The organism is Pseudomonas sp. VEM90, assembly GCF_054611535.1.
Map to the genome: position 1 here is coordinate 179,427 of NZ_JBTRAR010000006.1, position 16,908 is coordinate 196,334.

The window sequence follows — 16,908 nt, forward strand, 5'->3', positions numbered from 1 at the left end:
AGGGCCACGAATTCCGTAAACCTTATGAGATATTCCCATGACTCATCGCATCGTGATTGTCGGCGGCGGCGCCGGCGGCCTGGAACTGGCGACCCGCCTGGGTAAAAGCCTGGGCAAGCGCAAGCAGGCCGAAATCACCCTGGTCGACACCAACCTCACGCACATCTGGAAGCCACTGTTGCACGAAGTGGCCGCCGGCTCGCTGAACTCCTCGGAAGACGAACTGAACTACGTGGCTCAGGCCAAGTGGAACCACTTCAATTTCCAGCTGGGGCGCATGAGCGGCCTGGACCGTGAAGGCAAGCAGATTCAACTGGCAGCCACCCTCGACGAAGAGGGCCGCGAGCTGCTGCCCGCGCGCACCCTAGGCTACGACACCCTGGTCATGGCCGTGGGCTCCAACACCAACGACTTCGGCACCCTGGGCGCAGCGCAGCACTGCCTGTTCCTGGATACCCGCAAGCAGGCCGAGCGTTTCCACCAGCAACTGCTCAACCACTACCTGCGTGCCCACGCCGGCGACGTGGCCAGCGAGAAAATCAGCGTTGCCATTGTCGGCGCCGGTGCCACCGGTGTAGAGCTGGCTGCCGAGCTGCACCACGCGGCCCACGAGCTGGCGGCCTATGGCCTGGACCGCATCCAGCCCAAGGACATGCACATCACCCTTATCGAGGCGGGCCCGCGCGTTCTGCCGGCGCTGCCGGAGCGCATCAGCGTCCCGGTTCACAAGACCCTGGAAAAACTCGGGGTGAAGGTGATGACCAACGCCGCAGTCAGTGAAGTGACCGAGGACGGCCTGAAAACCAAGGACGGTGAAGTGATCCAGGCCAGCCTGAAAGTGTGGGCAGCCGGTATCCGCGCGCCAGGTTTCCTCAAGGACATCGATGGCCTGGAAACCAACCGCATCAACCAGCTGGTCGTGCGCCCTACCCTGCAGACCACCCGCGACGACAACATCTTCGCCTTCGGTGACTGCGCCGCTTGCCCGCAACCAGGCAGCGACCGCAACGTGCCGCCGCGTGCACAGGCGGCGCACCAGCAGGCTTCGATGCTGGCGCAAAGCCTGAAGGCGCGCCTGGAGAACAAGGCCCTGCCCACTTACGAGTATAAGGATTACGGCTCGCTGGTTTCGCTGTCGCGATTCTCGGCGGTGGGCAACCTGATGGGTAACCTGATGGGCAGCGTGAAGCTGGAAGGCTGGTTGGCGCGGATGTTCTATGTGTCGCTGTACCGCATGCACCAAATGGCGCTGTACGGGTTCTTCCGCACGGCGTTGATGATGCTGGGCAGCAAGATTGGCCGGGGTACCGAGCCGCGCCTGAAGCTGCACTAACAGGCGCCCGCATGCCCTGTATGGCGCGGGTTTACCTGTGAATGCGATGGTGGCTGCACTGCCGCATTCGCGGGTGAACCCGCTCCTACAAAGGGGCGGTGTGGCAAACAGGCGGGATTTGCACCGATGGGCGCATTTATTCAGGGCAAATGAAAAAGGGCATCTCATGCGAGATGCCCTTTGTTCATGGTGGGTCGTGTAGGATTCGAACCTACGACCAATTGGTTAAAAGCCAACTGCTCTACCAACTGAGCTAACGACCCAAAAATGGTCGGGGTGAGGGGATTCGAACTCCTGACATCCTGCTCCCAAAGCAGGCGCGCTACCGGACTGCGCTACACCCCGAGTGTTTCAAAAAAAAGGGCATCTCTTTGGAGATGCCCTTTTCTACATGGTGGGTCGTGTAGGATTCGAACCTACGACCAATTGGTTAAAAGCCAACTGCTCTACCAACTGAGCTAACGACCCGGAAAATGGTCGGGGTGAGGGGATTCGAACTCCTGACATCCTGCTCCCAAAGCAGGCGCGCTACCGGACTGCGCTACACCCCGAGATTGGCTCCGCGACCTGGACTCGAACCAGGGACCCAATGATTAACAGTCATTTGCTCTACCGACTGAGCTATCGCGGAACTGAACTTCGGTACAACTCCGAAGACTGTGTTCGCTTCGGACTCTTTAGCTTCTTCGCTTTCGCGTTGTCGCTGCTGAGGCCGGCTATTCTACATTCTTCGTTTTGCTTGTCAACCACTTTTTTTCATTCAACTTACTGATTTGTAAGTTGTTTTGCGATCACTGATGTTGCTGGTGATTCGCTTAGTGCCTGACAACGCGGCGTATATTAGGGGCACTCTAAATTTGATGCAAGCAAAAATTTCAAAAATTTCAGTCGGTTATCCGGGGTTGGCGCAAAGGCCCGAAATAGCTGGGCTGGGCCGGCATTGGCAACAGGCAAAAAAAGCCCCGCAAACGCGGGGCTCATGGTGCAACACAATCAGCCAAAGACGATTTCGTCGCCTTCCACCTTGGCGGTGATCGCCGTACCGGGCAGGAACTTGCCGGCCAGGATCAGTTGCGCCAGCGGGTTTTCGATCCAGCGCTGGATCGCCCGCTTCAGCGGTCGTGCGCCGTAGACCGGGTCGTAACCCACAGCAATCAGCTTGTCCAACGCCTCTGGGCTCAGGCTCAGCGACAGTTCGCGCTCCAGCAGGCGGCTGCGCAGGCGGCCGAGCTGGATTTCGGTAATACCGGCAATCTGCTCGCGACCCAATGGCTCGAACACCACCACTTCGTCGATGCGGTTGATGAACTCCGGACGGAAGTGCGCCCCCACTGCATCCATCACTGCCGCACGCTGTGCCTCGCGGTCACCCACCAGTTCCTGGATCTGCGCCGAGCCCAGGTTGGAGGTCATCACGATCACGGTGTTGCGGAAGTCCACGGTGCGCCCGTGGCTGTCGGTCAGGCGGCCGTCTTCCAGCACCTGCAACAGCACGTTGAACACATCCGGGTGGGCTTTTTCCACCTCGTCCAGCAGCACCACCGAGTAAGGCTTGCGCCGCACGGCCTCGGTCAGGTAACCACCCTCTTCATACCCTACATAGCCTGGTGGTGCACCGATCAGGCGCGCCACGGAGTGCTTCTCCATGAACTCGGACATGTCGATGCGCACCATCGCCTCTTCGGTGTCGAACAGGAACTCGGCCAGCGCCTTGCACAGTTCGGTCTTGCCCACACCAGTCGGGCCGAGGAACAGGAACGAACCACTTGGCCGGTTCGGGTCGGACAGCCCGGCACGCGAGCGGCGTACGGCGTTGGCTACGGCGGTTACCGCTTCGCCCTGGCCAATCACGCGCTGGTGCAGCAACTCTTCCATCTTCAGCAGCTTCTCGCGCTCGCCTTCAAGCATCTTGGCCACAGGAATGCCAGTCCACTTCGACACCACTTCGGCAATTTCTTCCTCGGTGACCTTGTTGCGCAGCAACTGGTTGTCGGTCTTGCCGTGCTGGTCGACCATCTGCAGGCTGCGCTCCAGGTCCGGGATCACCCCGTACTGCAGTTCGGCCATGCGGTTCAGGTCGCCTTTGCGACGGGCGGCTTCCAGCTCCTGGCGAGACTGCTCGATCTTTTGCTGGATCTGCGCCGAGCCCTGCACTTCAGCTTTCTCCGAAGCCCAGATTTCTTCCAGGTCGGAATACTCACGCTCCAGCCGCTCGATTTCCTCGGTCAGCTTCTCCAGGCGCTTTTTCGCCGCTTCGTCTTCTTCTTTCTTCAGCGCCTGCGACTCCACCTTCAGCTGGATCAGGCGACGATCAAGACGGTCGAGCACTTCCGGCTTGGAGTCGATCTCCATGCGGATGCGGCTGGCCGCTTCGTCGATCAGGTCAATGGCCTTGTCCGGCAGCTGGCGGTCGGTGATGTAGCGGTGGCTGAGCTTGGCCGCAGCGATGATTGCACCGTCGGTGATGGCCACCTTGTGGTGCACTTCATAGCGCTCTTTCAGGCCACGCAGGATGGCGATGGTGTCTTCCTCGCTCGGCTCCTCTACCAGCACCTTCTGGAAGCGGCGCTCCAGGGCGGCGTCCTTCTCGATGAACTGGCGGTACTCGTTCAGCGTGGTGGCACCTACGCAATGCAGCTCGCCGCGGGCCAGGGCCGGCTTGAGCATGTTGCCGGCGTCCATGGCGCCCTCGCCTTTGCCGGCGCCGACCATGGTGTGCAGTTCGTCGATGAACAGGATGATCTGGCCTTCCTGCTTGGACAGTTCGTTCAGCAGGCTTTTCAAACGCTCTTCGAACTCGCCGCGGTACTTGGCACCGGCAATCAGCGCGCCCATGTCCAGCGCCAGCAGGCGCTTGCCTTTGAGGCCGTCCGGCACTTCACCATTGATGATGCGCTGGGCCAGGCCTTCGGCGATGGCGGTTTTACCCACGCCAGGCTCACCGATCAGCACCGGGTTGTTCTTGGTACGGCGTTGCAGCACCTGCACGGTACGGCGGATTTCATCGTCACGGCCAATGACCGGGTCCAGCTTGCCCTCTTCGGCACGCTTGGTCAGGTCGACGGTGTATTTGTCCAGCGCCTGGCGCGATTCCTCGGCGTTGGCGTCATTCACTGCCGCGCCGCCACGCAGGTTGTTGATGGCATTTTCCAGCGCTTTTTTGCTCACGCCCTGGCTCAGCAGCAGCTTGCCGAGCTTGCTGTTTTCGTCCATGGCGGCCAACAGCACCAGCTCGCTTGAAATGAACTGGTCGCCCTTCTGCTGTGCCAGGCGGTCTGCCTGGTTAAGCAGGCGCGCCAAGTCCTGCGACATGTTCACGTCGCCGGTCGGGTTCTGTATTTTTGGCAGTTGGTCGAGCTCTTTCACCAGCCCCTGGCGCAGGCTATTGATGTCGAAGCCCACCTGCATCAGCAGCGGTTTGATGGAGCCGCCCTGCTGTTCGAGCAGCGCCTGTAACAGGTGCACGGGCTCGATGGCAGGGTGGTCCATGCCAACGGCCAACGATTGGGCATCGGATATTGCAAGTTGCAGCTTGCTGGTCAAACGGTCTATTCGCATGGTGTACCTTCCTTTAAAGGGCAGGTCGGAGCGATGGACAGCGCCTGTTTATGAAGAAACCTGCCTGAGATGACCTTATAGATAAGGCTGATTCTGGAAGATTCAAGCTTAGCGGGGTTGACCGAAGTCAACCTGTTGGATTAATGGGGCCATTCGCGGGCATGCCCGCTTCCACAGGTACACCACCGGTTTCAACGTTTGTGGAATCTCTGTGGGAGCGGGCATGCCCGCGAAGAGGCCGGTACCGGCTAGCGCGGGTCCAGCCAGACCAACGATGCAAAACGCCCACCCTGCGGGGTACGGCGATAGGAGAAGAACCGTGCATCACTGACCGTGCACAAGCCACCGCCATAAACAGCAGTCACGCCACGGGCAGCCAGGCGAATACGCGCCAGCTCATAGATATCCGCCAACAGCTTGCCTGGCCGTTCGCCGTCGGCGAATGCCCGAGCTGCTTGCGGGTGCACGGCGGTAAAGGCATCACGCACTTCCAGCCCCACTTCGAACGCTTGCGGGCCGATGGCAGGCCCCAGCCACACCAGCACCTCTTCTGGCGGCAGCGCCAGCCGGTCCAGCGTGGCTTCCAGCACGCCACCCGCCAGCCCGCGCCAGCCCGCATGTGCCGCCGCCACGCGGGTGCCCGCGCGGTCGCAGAACAGCGCAGGCAGGCAATCGGCGGTCATCACGGTGCAAGCAATGCCTGGCTGGCGGGTCCAGCTGGCATCGGCCTCGGCCACCACACCCGGGTCGGCATCCGCCACCACCAGGCCATGCACCTGCTTGAGCCAGGCCGGTTGGATGGCGAACTGTTCGCTCAGGCGGCGGCGGTTCTCGGCGACTGCGGCAGGGTCATCCCCAACATGGTCGCCGAGGTTGAAGGTTTCATAGGGCGGCAGGCTGACGCCGCCCTGACGGGTGGTGACACAGGAGCGAACCGAGGCCGGGGCCGGCCAGTCGGGGAATAGCAACGCCTGCGTCAGGTCACTCATCCGATGAAACTCTCGCGGTCCTGGTTCAACAGCGACAGCAACCAGACGAAGTCATCCGGCAGTGGCGATTCCCACTTCATGACTTCACCGGTAATCGGGTGGGCCAAGGCGAGGAAACGCGCATGCAGCGCCTGGCGCGGGAAGGTCTTGACCGCCTCGACCATAGTCGGGCTGGCAGCGGGCGGAATACGGAAGCGCCCGCCGTACGTCTGGTCGCCAACCAGCGGGAAACCCACATGGGCCATGTGCACGCGAATCTGGTGGGTACGGCCGGTTTCCAGCTTGACCCGCACATGGGTGTGCGAGCGGAAGCGCTTGAGTACGCGGTAGTGGCTGACCGCCGGCTTGCCGCCGTCAGTTACAGCCATGCGCTGGCGCATGCCGCCGTGGCGGCCGATGGGCGCATCGATCTTGCCACCGGCAGTCACCACGCCAATCACGATGCACTCGTAGATGCGGCTGACCTTGCGGGCCTGCATCTGCTCGACCAGCTTGGTCTGCGCCTGCAGGGTCTTGGCCACCACCATCAGGCCGGTGGTGTCCTTGTCCAGGCGGTGCACGATACCGGCGCGCGGCACGTTGACGATGTCTGGCACATGGTGCAGCAGCGCGTTGAGCAGGGTGCCGCTGGCATGCCCGGCCGCCGGGTGCACAACCAGCCCGGCAGGCTTGTTGATCACCAGGATGTGGTCGTCTTCGTAGACGATATCCAGTTCGATATCTTCTGCGATCCACTCGCCCTGGGCCTCTTGCTCGGCCTCCAGGGCAAGCAGAGAACCACCATGAACAAGGTCTCGAGGGCGCACGACTGCACCATCGACCGTCAGGCGGCCCTCTTTGATCCACGAAGTTAGCCGCGAACGCGAGTACTCGGCGAACAATTGGGCGGCGACCTGGTCGAGGCGTTGGCCGCCCAGTTCGGACGGTACCTCTGCGCTAAGTTGAATGATCTCGGACATGCTCGATTCGGCGGGCGCACAGCCTTTGGTTTCGGCTGCGAGCTTGTGGTTAAATACGGCTTCTTTTGTCCCGGGGTTGGCCGGGGCGCTCATCATAACAGGACGGCACCGCCCAAGACAGCGGCCGTCAAAGGGACGCAAGCCGCCATGCGAGTGAAACACCTGCTGCTGATCGCCATCCTCGGGCTTACCGCGGCCTGTTCCTCTAATAAAGAGGTCATTGACGAGAACCTCAGCGAGGCCGAACTGTACCAGCAGGCCCAGGCTGATCTGGACAACTCCAGCTACACCAGCGCCGTGAACAAGCTCAAGGCCCTGGAGTCGCGCTACCCGTTCGGCCGCTATGCCGATCAGGCGCAACTCGAGCTGATCTATGCCAACTACAAGAACTCCGAGCCCGAGGCAGCCAAATCGGCCGCCGAGCGCTTCATCCGCCTGCACCCGCAGCACCCGAACGTCGATTACGCCTACTACCTCAAGGGCCTGACCTCGTTCGACCAGGACCGTGGCCTGCTGGCGCGCTTCCTGCCGCTGGACATGACCAAGCGTGACCCGGGCGCCGCCCGCGACTCGTACAACGAGTTCGCCCAGCTGACCAGCCGTTTCCCCAACAGCCGCTACGCGCCAGACGCCAAGCAGCGCATGATCTACCTGCGCAACCTGCTGGCTTCTTACGAAATCCATGTGGCCGACTACTACCTGAGCCGCCAGGCTTATGTAGCGGCTGCCAACCGTGGCCGTTACGTGGTGGAAAACTTCCAGGAAACCCCGTCCGTCGGTGACGGCCTGGCGGTGATGGTCGAGTCGTACCAGAAGCTGCACCTGGACGAACTGGCCGCCACGAGCCTGGAAACCCTCAAGCTCAACTACCCGGACCACCCGAGCCTGGTCGATGGCGAGTTCCAGCCCAAGCAGACCGAGTCTGACGGCCGCGGCTGGCTGTCCAAGGCCACCTTGGGCCTGATCGAAACCGATACCCCGCTGCCGCCAGGCGAAACCCGCGCCAACCAGGACGTGGTCAAGCAGTTCCAGGACGCGCGCGACGAGATGCCGCGAGAGCTGCTGCCTAAAGACGAGAACGGCGACCCTATCGTGCCGGAAGGCCCGAAAGAAGCCGAGAAAGACCGTTCCTGGTTCAGCTACATGACCTTTGGTCTGTTCGACTGACCCACAGCGGTAAATGAAAGGGAGGCCAGGCCTCCCTTTTTTTATGGCCGCGTCCTAGACTGTCGGCTTCTTCAACCGACAAGCTGGACATCATGGTTCGCCTACTTTTCTGGATCGCCCTGATCGCCGCCGCGTTCTGGCTGTGGCGCAAATACAAAGTCAGCCAGCAGTCGCACCCCGAGGCGAAGCTGGATGCGCCGCTGAAGATGGTGCGCTGTGCCCATTGCGGTGTGCACCTGCCCAACGACCGGGCGCTGCAGCAGGGCAATGAGTGGTATTGCAGCCAGGCCCACCTGCAGCAGGGCCCTGGCCACCAAGGCTGAACACGATGTCTGTTCAATCCTGAAACCAATTCGAAATCTGTGGGAGCGGGCTTGCCCGCGAAGCAGGCACCACGGTGTATGGCACCGGCTTCGCCGGTGTTCGCGGGCACGCCCGCTCCCACAGTTTTTATCTGCAATTTCGTGTTCCACATATCCCTCCCCGACCCTTTCACACCATTTACGACCCCTCCCCCCGGCCAGCATTGACCCATCCGGCCAAAATTCGCTAAATCCTATTTATCCGCATAAATATGAAAAATAGCGAAATGCTCAAACCCAAACGCAAGCGCCAGAAGCTGTCCGATGTGATCGTCGAATCAGTCAAGCGCTCGATCGTCACCGAAGCGCTGCACCCCGGCGACCGCCTGCCTACCGAGCGGGAGCTGATGGAGCATTTCGAATGTTCCAAGGGCACCGCCCGCGAAGCGCTAAAGGCACTGGAGGTGGAAGGCCTGGTCAGCACCCGCACCGGCCCGACCGGGGGTGCCTACCTGAACGAAGTGGGCACCGAGCCAGCCAGCCGCGCGCTGCGCAACTACCTGCACTTCCAGCACCTGGACGGCGAGCAGGTGTACCAGCTGCGCAAAGTCATCGAGGTAGAACTGGCGGTGTCGGTGATGGGCAAGCTGAGCGAAGCCGATTACGCCGCGCTGCAGGCCAATATCGACTTCTGCAGCGCGCCGGAAGACAGCGAAGAAGGCCAGCGTGAGCAGCGCTTGGCGGAGCTTGAATTCCACACCCTGCTGGCCAATCGCTGCCCCAACCCGTTGCTGCGTTTCATGGCGGTGTTCCTCAACGACCTGCTGCGCGACCTGGTGGTGCTGAAAAAGGCCTACCTGCCCAAGCGCCAGCAGTTCGCCGCCGCCAACATCGACTACCACAAGCAACTGCTGACCGCCTTGCGCGCCAGCGACGAACCCGCCGTACGCCGGCTGATGCACGAACACATGTGCGACGCCGAGCACCACATGACCGCGCTGGAAGGCGAGGTTGCCCGTAACTTCCTGCTGGAGTTCGATCACCACCACTGATGCGCCTGTAAAGAGGCCTGCACACAGGCCCGGCCGTACCCGCTTTGTCATTGCCACTCCTGCCTAATAACCACAAACAAGGAGTTACTCATGCAAAGACGTACCCTGCTCAAGGCAGGCCTTGCCCTGGGTGCCTTAGGTAGCCTCCCCTTGGGGGCACACCGAGCATTCGCCGACCAACCGCTGACCTTCTATGGGCTCAAGTCCATGTCGGGCGCCTTCGCCAGCTACGGCAAGTACGCCGACATGGGCTCGCGCCTGGCCATCGCCGAGCACCCACAGTTGCTCGGGCACCCGCTCAAATACAAAGTCATCGACACCGAAGGCAACGCCGGCAAGGCGGTGCGCAAGGTACAGGAAGCCATCGGCCAGGATGGCGCACGCTTTTTCCAGGGCTGCACCCTGTCGTCTTCGGCACTGGCGGTGTCCAAGGAGATCCACAAAGCCGGCGGCGTGTTCATGACGCCTGTGGGCGCCGATGAAATCACCGGCAAGGACTGCAATGCCTCAACCTTCCGCTGGTCGGTGCCCACCTATGGTGCCATCCGCGAAACCCTGGTGCCGATGAGCCGCCAACTGCCCCAGGCCAAGCGCTGGTACACCATCACCCCGCAATACGTATTCGGCGATGCCCTGCTGGACAACGCCCGCAAAGTGTTCGCCGAGCTCGGCGTAGAACACATCGGCAACAGCTATCACTCGTTGCAGGAGCAGGAATTCTCCGGCTACCTGACCAACGCCATCGCCGCCAAGCCCGACGTGCTGGTGCTGCTCAATTTCGGAAGCCAGGCCTCCAACGCCCTGCGCCAGGCAGTCAACTTCGGCATCAAGGACCGCATGAAAGTGCTGATGGTGTGGTCTGCCGGCCTCGACCAGTTCCAGGAGCTGGGCAGCGACGTGCTCGAGGGCGTGTACCTGGGCGCGCAGTACTGGCACCAGGTCGACACCCCGCTGAACAAACAGTTGGTCGCCGCCACCCGCAAGACCTATGGCATCAACCCCAACTACCCGCTGGCCGCCGACTACATCGGCACCAAGGTGATGCTCGAGGCCATCGTCAAGGCCGGCAGCCTGGACGGGGCCGCCGTGTCTGCGGCATTGCAGGGCATGCGTTTCCAGGGCCCGACCGGCGAAGAACTGATCCGCCCGGGTGACCACCAGGTGCTCAAGGACTACTACCTGCTGCGAGGCAAGCCCCAGGGGCAGATGCGCGACGAGGACGACCTGGCCGAAGTCATCAGTTCGGGCCGCTCGTTCGTCGAGGTCGATCACACCGGTTGCGCCCTGGCCTGAAGCTGCGGCGTTAGTCACAAACACTTGTACAGGCAGCCGCCCAGCGCGCTGTCGAGGGCACGCTCATGCTCGATTTGTACCTGTTCCAACTGCTCAACGGCCTGGGCCTGGGGATGATCTACTTCCTCATCGCCGTGGGCCTGACGATCATTTTCGGCCTGCTCAACTTCGTCAACTTCGCCCACGGCGCGTTTTTCTTGCTGGGCGCCTACCTGTGCTACACCGCCGTGGCCGTCACCGGCAACTTCTGGCTGGCACTGCTGATTGCGCCACTGGTGGTGGCCGCGCTGGCCTGGGCGGTCGAGCGCCTGTTGATCAAACGCATCTACCACCTGCCACACACCTTCCAGATCCTCGTCACCCTCGGCATCGCGCTGATCATCCAGGAAGCGTCGGTGCTGATCTGGGGCCCGGTGGGCAAGAGCATTGCCGTGCCACCCGAACTGCGCGGGGTGCTGATACTCGGCGACTTCATCTACCCCTACTACCGCTTGTTCCTGATCGGCTTCGCAGCGCTGATCGGTATTGGCCTGTGGCTGCTGCTGGAACGCACCCGTTTCGGCGCATTGGTGCGGGCCGGTAGCGAAAGCACCGAAACCGTGTCGCTGTTGGGCACCAACATTTTCCGCCTGTTCTCCCTGACATTCGCCCTGGGCGTGGGCCTGGCGGGTGTGGCGGGTGTGCTGTTCGCGCCGCTACGGGGCGCCCAGCCCTTCGTCGGGCCAGAGATCCTCGGCATTGCCTTCGTGGTGGTGGTGATTGGCGGCATGGGGTCGTTCGGCGGGGCGCTGGTTGGCGGCCTGCTGGTGGGTGTGGTGCAAAGCATGATGACCAGTCTCTGGCCGCAAGGCGCCAGCCTGATGATCTATGGCGCCATGGCAGCAGTGATTCTGGTCCGTCCCTACGGCCTGTTCGGGAGAGCCTGAGATGAGCGAGAAAAAACCATTGCCAGTCGCCAAGGGCCGCGCCCCGGCACTGCTGTCGCTGGTAATTGCCAGCCTGGTGGCACTGCCGCTGTTGCTGCCATCGGCCACCCTGGCCACCGAGATCCTGATCTTTGCCATGGCCGCACTGGCCTGCAACCTGCTGCTCGGCTACACCGGACTGCTGTCGTTCGGCCAGGGCATCTTCTTTGGCGTGGGCGCCTATGGCGCAGCGCTGCTGATGATCCACCTGCAGTGGGGCATGTTCGCCGCGCTGCTTGGCGCAGCTGTGTTCGGCGCACTCCTCGCGCTGCTGGTGGGCGCACTGGCGATCCGTCGCACGGGCATCTACTTCGTCATGCTGACCCTGGCCTTCAGCCAGATGGCCTACTTCCTGGCCTATACCCTCAGCGACTGGACCGGGGGTGACAACGGCCTGCTCGATGTGCCACGGCCGAATATCGAAATCGCCGGCCATGTGCTGGTCGACCTGGCCGACCCGCGGCACTTTTATGGATTCGTCGCGGTGCTGTTCCTGTTGATCTTCGCCGCAGCCCTGCGGGTGATCCGTTCGCCATTCGGCAGCACCCTGCTGGCCATCCGCGAAAACGAGACCCGCGCCGCCGCCATCGGCTACGACACCCGCCATTTCAAGATTCTGGTGTTCATGCTGTCGGGCGCCATCACCGGCATCGCCGGGGCGCTGTACGCCATGCTGCTGCACTTTGCGCCGCTGTCGAACATCGACCTGATGATGAGCGAGAACATCCTGATCATGACCATCGTCGGCGGCACCGGCTCACTGTTCGGCTCGCTGCTGGGCGCCGGCGCCATCGTGCTGCTGGGAGACGTGCTGTCGGAACTTTGGCCACGTTGGCTGATGCTGCTGGGGGTGATCCTGATTCTGGTGGTGGTGTTCATGCGTGGCGGCCTGTGGGGCGGCCTGACCGAACTGGGCAAGCGCCTGCTGGCCACCCGCAATGCCCATGACAAACCCCAGGCCAAGACCAAGGAGACCCTGTGATGAGCGACTACCTCCTGGAAACCCGCCACCTGGAGCTGGCCTACGGGCCGTTCAAGGCGGTCGCGGGCGTTGACCTCAAAGTGCGAGCCGGCACCATCCACACCGTCATTGGCCCCAACGGCGCCGGCAAGACCAGCCTGTTCCACTGCCTGACCGGCGAGCGTCAGGCCACGGCCGGCAAGATCCTGTTCAATGGCCAGGACATCATTCGCAAGCCGTCCCACGGGCGGGTGGCGCTTGGCATGGCGCGTTCGTTTCAGCTCACCAGCCTGTTCCAGAACCTTTCAGTGCGCGAGAACCTGCGCCTGGCCGCCCAAGGCCGTGATGGCCTGGGCGCGCTGAACTTCTGGCGTAGCGTCGAGCACAAGCGCAGCCACTGGAACACCGCCGACCAGGTGCTGGAGCGCCTGAAACTGAGCGCCCGTGCCGAAACCCTGGCGGGCGAGCTGTCGCATGGCCAGCAAAGGGTGCTGGAAGTGGGCATGTCGATCTGCGCCAAGCCCACCCTGCTGATGCTCGACGAACCCACTTCGGGCATGGGCATCGACGACATCCCGGTGATGACCGACCTGATCCGCGACCTTGGCCGCGACCATACCGTGCTGCTGATCGAGCACAACATGAGCATTGTCATGTCGATCAGCCAGCGCATCACGGTGATGAGTCACGGCCAGATCCTGGTCGAGGGTACCCCTGAACAGGTGCGCAACGACGAGCGCGTACGCACCGCCTACCTTGGAGAGGCCGCCTGATGCTCAACGTCGATTCGATCCATTCCTACTACGACAAGAGCCATGTGCTCGAAGGTGTCTCGCTCAAGGTCGAGGCAGGCGAACTGGTAACGCTGCTGGGGCGCAACGGTGCAGGCAAGACCACCACCTTGCGCAGCATCCTCGGCATCGTCCGCCCACGACAGGGACAGATCAGCTTCAACGGCCAGCAATTGGTCGGCCGCGAAATTTTCGATATCGCCCGGCTCGGCATTGCTCTGGTGCCGGAACACCGCGGCATTTTCCGCCAGCTCAGCGTGGAGGAGAACCTGAAGATTGCCGTGCGCAAGGCCAGTCGCTGGCAGCTGGAGGACGTGTACAGCATGTTCCCGCGGCTCAAGGAGCGGCGCCGCAACGGTGGTTTCGCCCTGTCCGGTGGCGAACAGCAAATGTTGGCCATCGCCCGCGCGCTGCTCAACGGCCCCAGGCTGCTGATCCTCGACGAGCCCACCGAGGGCCTGGCCCCGGTGATTGTCGATGAACTGGTGAAGATCCTGCGACGGATCAAGGACGAAGGGCTGTCGATCCTGCTGGTAGAGCAGAACCTGATGGTCTGCGATGCCCTTGCTGATCGCCACTATGTGCTGGAGCAGGGCCGCGTCGCTTACCAGGGCAGTGCGGCACAGTTCCGCGAGGACCCGAGCATCAAGAACCGTTACCTGGCCCTTAGCGCCTGACCCGACCGTGCCTACCTGTACCGGCCTATTCGCGGGTAAAACCGCTCCTACAAGGGTGTCACCACCCTCAGCCCTGCGAGGCCTTTATAGGAGCGGGTTCACCCGCGAATAGGCCAGTACAAGCAACCCCGTAATTTCAGGAGAGATGAACCATGAACACCCGCATCGATCCCTCGCAGCACCTGCTCGGCCAAGGCCCGTTGGTCAACCGCGAACGCCTGTGGCAATCATTGATGGACCTGGCCCAACTCGGCGCCACTGCCAAGGGCGGCGTATGCCGCCTGGCCCTGACAGACCTCGACCGCCAGGCTCGCGACCTGTTCGTCCACTGGTGCGAAGAGGCCGGCTGCACGGTCAGCGTCGACGCCATCGGCAACATCTTCGCACGCCGCCCCGGGCGCAACCCTGCCCTGCCGCCGATCATGACCGGCAGCCACATCGACACCCAACCCACCGGCGGCAAGTTCGATGGCTGCTACGGCGTCATGGCCGGCCTCGAAGTGATGCGTACGCTCAACGACCTGCACCTGACCACCGAGGCCTCGCTGGAAGTGGTGGTATGGACCAACGAAGAAGGTTCGCGCTTCCCGCCCTGCATGATGGGCTCGGGCGTGTTTGCCGGTAAGTTCGGCCTGCAGGAAACCCTGGACAAGGTAGACGACCAAGGCCTGTCGGTTGGCGCGGAACTACAGCGCATCGGTTACGCCGGCGCGCGCCTGCCTACCGGGCATGCCGTGGGCGCCTACTTCGAAGCCCATATCGAACAAGGCCCGGTGCTGGAAGACCAACGCACCACCATCGGCGTGGTCCAAGGCTGCCTGGGGCAGAAATGGTTCGACCTGGTACTGACCGGTGTCGAGGCGCATGCTGGCCCCACGCCCATGCACCTGCGCAAGGACGCATTGGTCGGCGCTGCCGAGGTGGTGGCTGCGGTCAACCGCGTCGCTCACGCGCACCAGCCACATGCCTGTGGCACGGTCGGCTGCCTGACCTTGCACCCAGGCTCTCGCAACGTTATCCCCGGCCAGGTGCACATGACCATCGACCTGCGCCACCTCGACCCTGGGCACCTCGACGCCATGGTCAGCGAAGTGCGCGCAGCCATCGAAACCAGCACGGTGAAACATGGCCTGAGCTATCAGCTGACCCCGACAGCCGACTTCCCGCCGCTGTACTTCGCCGAGCAGTGCGTGGATGCCGTGCGCCAGGGGGCGCGCGCGCTGGGCCTGAGCCACATGGATATCGTCAGCGGCGCCGGTCACGATGCGATCTTCCTCGCTGAACTGGGCCCGGCCGGGATGATCTTCGTGCCATGCGAAGGTGGCATCAGCCACAACGAAATCGAAAATGCCGCGCCCCAGGACCTGGCCGATGGCTGCGACGTCCTGTTGCGCGCCATGTTCCAGGCCGCCAACCCGGGAGCCCGTTAAGATGACCCAGAAAACCGCGATTGGCGAACTCACCGCCGCCGAACTGCTTGAACTGTACCAGCGCCGCCAGCTGTCACCCGTCGAGGTGGTCGACGATGTGCTGGCGCGCATCGACCTGCATAACCCGGCGGTCAACGCCTACTGCCATGTGGATGACGAGGGTGCCCGCGCCGCCGCCCGCGCCAGCGAACAACGCTGGCAGCGCGGCCAGCCCTGTGGCCGACTGGATGGCGTACCCGCCTCGATCAAGGACCTGACCCTGACCCGCGGCATGCCTACCCGCAAGGGCTCGCGTACGACCTCGGGTACCGGGCCATGGGAGGTCGATGCGCCCGTCTCTGCGTTCATGCGTGAAGCCGGTGCAGTGCTGGTGGGCAAGACCACCACGCCAGAGTTCGGCTGGAAAGGCGTGACCGACAACCCGCTGTACGGCATTACCCGCAACCCGTGGGATACCAGGCTGACTGCTGGGGGGTCGTCTGGCGGTGCAGCAGCAGCAGCCGCGCTAAATCTGGGGGTGCTGCATCAGGGCAGCGATGCCGGTGGTTCGATTCGCATCCCCTGCGCATTTACCGGCACCTTCGGCATCAAACCGACCTTCGGCTATGTGCCGCAATGGCCGGCCAGCGCCATGACCGTGCTGTCGCACCTGGGGCCGATGACGCGTACCGTGGACGACTCGGTGCTGATGCTCGACTGCGTAGCGCGCCCCGATGCCCGCGACGGTTTGGCCGGCGCACCCCGGCAGGCGCCGTGGCTCAGCCAGCAGCAAGATCTGAGCGGCCTACGCATCGCCTACAGTGCCAATTTCGGTTACGTGCAGGTCGACCCACAGATCCAGGCACTGGTGGCGCAAGCGGTGCAGCGCCTGGCGCGGCTGGGTGCGCAGGTAGAGGAAGTGGACCCGGGCTTCAGCGACCCGCTGGAAACCTTCAATACCCTGTGGTTTGCCGGTGCGGCGCGGTTGGCCAGTGCCTTGAGCGATGAGCAGAAAGCGTTGCTTGACCCGGGGCTGCGCTGGATTGCCGAACAAGGTGCACAGATCAGCCTTGGCGAATACACCCAGGCGCTTGAGGCACGGGCAGAATTGATTGCGAAGATGAATGCCTTTCATCAGCGATATGACGTGCTGGTATCGCCGATGCTGCCGTTGGTGGCGTTCGAAGCCGGACACAACGTGCCGCCTGGGTCGGGGATGGCGCAATGGATGGAGTGGACGCCGTTCAGCTATCCGTTCAACCTGACCCAACAGCCGGCAGCCTCGGTGCCCTGCGGGTTTACCCGCGAAGGGTTGCCGGTGGGCCTGCAGGTGGTGGCCGGGCGCTTTGCCGATGAGCAAGTGCTGCGGGTGTGCAAGGTGTATGAGCAGCATTATCCGAGCCGGCACCTGCAAGCACCGATTACTGGCTGAAATCTGTATTGGCTTCTGCG

At 62.7% G+C, this 16,908-nt stretch carries 14 protein-coding genes and 5 tRNA genes; 11 read left to right on the top strand and 8 right to left on the bottom strand.

Annotation, left to right across the window (positions count from 1 at the left end; genetic code table 11):
• Positions 1 to 37: 37 nt before the first annotated feature.
• Positions 38 to 1,333, top strand: a complete 1,296-nt coding sequence (locus ACYCCG_RS08700) for an NAD(P)/FAD-dependent oxidoreductase (protein WP_176685546.1) — start codon at positions 38 to 40, stop codon at positions 1,331 to 1,333.
• A gap of 187 nt (positions 1,334 to 1,520) precedes the next feature.
• Here the strand turns inward: ACYCCG_RS08700 and ACYCCG_RS08705 are convergent.
• The 8 genes from ACYCCG_RS08705 to rluD form a co-directional block, all read right to left on the bottom strand.
• Positions 1,521 to 1,596, bottom strand: a tRNA-Lys gene (locus ACYCCG_RS08705).
• A gap of 5 nt (positions 1,597 to 1,601) precedes the next feature.
• A tRNA-Pro gene (locus tag ACYCCG_RS08710) sits at positions 1,602 to 1,678 on the bottom strand.
• 47 nt (positions 1,679 to 1,725) lie between these two features.
• Positions 1,726 to 1,801: transfer RNA gene (locus ACYCCG_RS08715), tRNA-Lys, on the bottom strand.
• 6 nt (positions 1,802 to 1,807) lie between these two features.
• A tRNA-Pro gene (locus ACYCCG_RS08720) sits at positions 1,808 to 1,884 on the bottom strand.
• A 4-nt stretch (positions 1,885 to 1,888) separates the two neighbouring features.
• Positions 1,889 to 1,964: transfer RNA gene (locus tag ACYCCG_RS08725), tRNA-Asn, on the bottom strand.
• Between the two features lie 362 nt (positions 1,965 to 2,326).
• Positions 2,327 to 4,891 (bottom strand): ATP-dependent chaperone ClpB, encoded by a 2,565-nt coding sequence (gene clpB / locus ACYCCG_RS08730; RefSeq protein ID WP_176685545.1) that lies wholly within the window; start codon positions 4,889 to 4,891, stop codon positions 2,327 to 2,329.
• Positions 4,892 to 5,139: 248 nt separating this feature from the next.
• Positions 5,140 to 5,880, bottom strand: coding sequence for a peptidoglycan editing factor PgeF (gene pgeF / locus ACYCCG_RS08735; protein ID WP_459670057.1), 741 nt, complete (start codon positions 5,878 to 5,880; stop codon positions 5,140 to 5,142).
• Positions 5,877 to 6,839 carry a 23S rRNA pseudouridine(1911/1915/1917) synthase RluD gene (gene rluD / locus ACYCCG_RS08740; RefSeq protein ID WP_003247554.1) on the bottom strand — a complete coding sequence of 321 codons (963 nt, stop codon included), beginning with the start codon at positions 6,837 to 6,839 and terminating at the stop codon, positions 5,877 to 5,879. Before rluD ends, pgeF begins: the two co-directional genes overlap by 4 nt.
• A 147-nt stretch (positions 6,840 to 6,986) precedes the next feature.
• Between rluD and ACYCCG_RS08745 the strand changes: the two genes are divergently transcribed.
• The 10 genes from ACYCCG_RS08745 to ACYCCG_RS08790 all read left to right on the top strand — a co-directional run bounded on the left by ACYCCG_RS08745 (position 6,987) and on the right by ACYCCG_RS08790 (position 16,888).
• The gene (locus ACYCCG_RS08745) at positions 6,987 to 8,006 is read left to right on the top strand and encodes an outer membrane protein assembly factor BamD (RefSeq protein WP_004577276.1); all 1,020 of its coding nucleotides are present in this window, start codon (positions 6,987 to 6,989) and stop codon (positions 8,004 to 8,006) included.
• Between the two features lie 92 nt (positions 8,007 to 8,098).
• On the top strand, positions 8,099 to 8,329 hold the full coding sequence (locus tag ACYCCG_RS08750) for a PP0621 family protein (RefSeq protein ID WP_014589594.1): 231 nt from the start codon (positions 8,099 to 8,101) through the stop codon (positions 8,327 to 8,329).
• A gap of 266 nt (positions 8,330 to 8,595) precedes the next feature.
• Positions 8,596 to 9,360 (top strand): FadR/GntR family transcriptional regulator, encoded by a 765-nt coding sequence (locus ACYCCG_RS08755; protein ID WP_020192253.1) that lies wholly within the window; start codon positions 8,596 to 8,598, stop codon positions 9,358 to 9,360.
• A gap of 90 nt (positions 9,361 to 9,450) precedes the next feature.
• Positions 9,451 to 10,653: an ABC transporter substrate-binding protein gene (locus ACYCCG_RS08760; RefSeq protein ID WP_176685543.1), complete on the top strand. Its 1,203-nt coding sequence runs from the start codon at positions 9,451 to 9,453 to the stop codon at positions 10,651 to 10,653.
• Positions 10,654 to 10,718: 65 nt separating this feature from the next.
• A complete protein-coding gene (locus ACYCCG_RS08765; RefSeq protein ID WP_176685542.1) occupies positions 10,719 to 11,579 on the top strand; it encodes a branched-chain amino acid ABC transporter permease in 861 nt (286 codons plus the stop codon).
• Position 11,580: 1 nt separating this feature from the next.
• Positions 11,581 to 12,600: a branched-chain amino acid ABC transporter permease gene (locus ACYCCG_RS08770; RefSeq protein ID WP_339444550.1), complete on the top strand. Its 1,020-nt coding sequence runs from the start codon at positions 11,581 to 11,583 to the stop codon at positions 12,598 to 12,600.
• Complete coding sequence (locus ACYCCG_RS08775) at positions 12,600 to 13,352, top strand: ABC transporter ATP-binding protein (RefSeq protein ID WP_176685540.1); 753 nt, start codon at positions 12,600 to 12,602, stop codon at positions 13,350 to 13,352. Before ACYCCG_RS08770 ends, ACYCCG_RS08775 begins: the two co-directional genes overlap by 1 nt.
• A complete protein-coding gene (locus ACYCCG_RS08780) occupies positions 13,352 to 14,047 on the top strand; it encodes an ABC transporter ATP-binding protein (RefSeq protein ID WP_020192256.1) in 696 nt (231 codons plus the stop codon). The genes ACYCCG_RS08775 and ACYCCG_RS08780 overlap by 1 nt, the downstream gene beginning before the upstream one ends.
• A gap of 152 nt (positions 14,048 to 14,199) precedes the next feature.
• Positions 14,200 to 15,477, top strand: coding sequence for a Zn-dependent hydrolase (locus ACYCCG_RS08785; RefSeq protein ID WP_392461573.1), 1,278 nt, complete (start codon positions 14,200 to 14,202; stop codon positions 15,475 to 15,477).
• A 1-nt stretch (position 15,478) separates the two neighbouring features.
• A complete protein-coding gene (locus ACYCCG_RS08790) occupies positions 15,479 to 16,888 on the top strand; it encodes an amidase (protein ID WP_339444552.1) in 1,410 nt (469 codons plus the stop codon).
• The last annotated feature ends 20 nt before the right edge of the window (positions 16,889 to 16,908 follow it).

What these genes read in the sequence shown, in the direction of transcription:
- ACYCCG_RS08785 (WP_392461573.1), top strand. Translation starts at nt 14,200, where the DNA reads ATGAACACCCGCATCGATCCCTCGCAGCACCTGCTCGGCCAAGGCCCG.
- ACYCCG_RS08700 (WP_176685546.1), top strand. Translation starts at nt 38, where the DNA reads ATGACTCATCGCATCGTGATTGTCGGCGGCGGCGCCGGCGGCCTGGAA.
- ACYCCG_RS08760 (WP_176685543.1), top strand. Translation starts at nt 9,451, where the DNA reads ATGCAAAGACGTACCCTGCTCAAGGCAGGCCTTGCCCTGGGTGCCTTA.
- ACYCCG_RS08780 (WP_020192256.1), top strand. Translation starts at nt 13,352, where the DNA reads ATGCTCAACGTCGATTCGATCCATTCCTACTACGACAAGAGCCATGTG.
- ACYCCG_RS08770 (WP_339444550.1), top strand. Translation starts at nt 11,581, where the DNA reads ATGAGCGAGAAAAAACCATTGCCAGTCGCCAAGGGCCGCGCCCCGGCA.
- ACYCCG_RS08750 (WP_014589594.1), top strand. Translation starts at nt 8,099, where the DNA reads ATGGTTCGCCTACTTTTCTGGATCGCCCTGATCGCCGCCGCGTTCTGG.
- ACYCCG_RS08790 (WP_339444552.1), top strand. Translation starts at nt 15,479, where the DNA reads ATGACCCAGAAAACCGCGATTGGCGAACTCACCGCCGCCGAACTGCTT.
- pgeF (WP_459670057.1), bottom strand. Translation starts at nt 5,880, where the DNA reads ATGAGTGACCTGACGCAGGCGTTGCTATTCCCCGACTGGCCGGCCCCG.
- ACYCCG_RS08765 (WP_176685542.1), top strand. Translation starts at nt 10,719, where the DNA reads ATGCTCGATTTGTACCTGTTCCAACTGCTCAACGGCCTGGGCCTGGGG.
- clpB (WP_176685545.1), bottom strand. Translation starts at nt 4,891, where the DNA reads ATGCGAATAGACCGTTTGACCAGCAAGCTGCAACTTGCAATATCCGAT.
- ACYCCG_RS08755 (WP_020192253.1), top strand. Translation starts at nt 8,596, where the DNA reads ATGCTCAAACCCAAACGCAAGCGCCAGAAGCTGTCCGATGTGATCGTC.
- rluD (WP_003247554.1), bottom strand. Translation starts at nt 6,839, where the DNA reads ATGTCCGAGATCATTCAACTTAGCGCAGAGGTACCGTCCGAACTGGGC.
- ACYCCG_RS08775 (WP_176685540.1), top strand. Translation starts at nt 12,600, where the DNA reads ATGAGCGACTACCTCCTGGAAACCCGCCACCTGGAGCTGGCCTACGGG.
- ACYCCG_RS08745 (WP_004577276.1), top strand. Translation starts at nt 6,987, where the DNA reads ATGCGAGTGAAACACCTGCTGCTGATCGCCATCCTCGGGCTTACCGCG.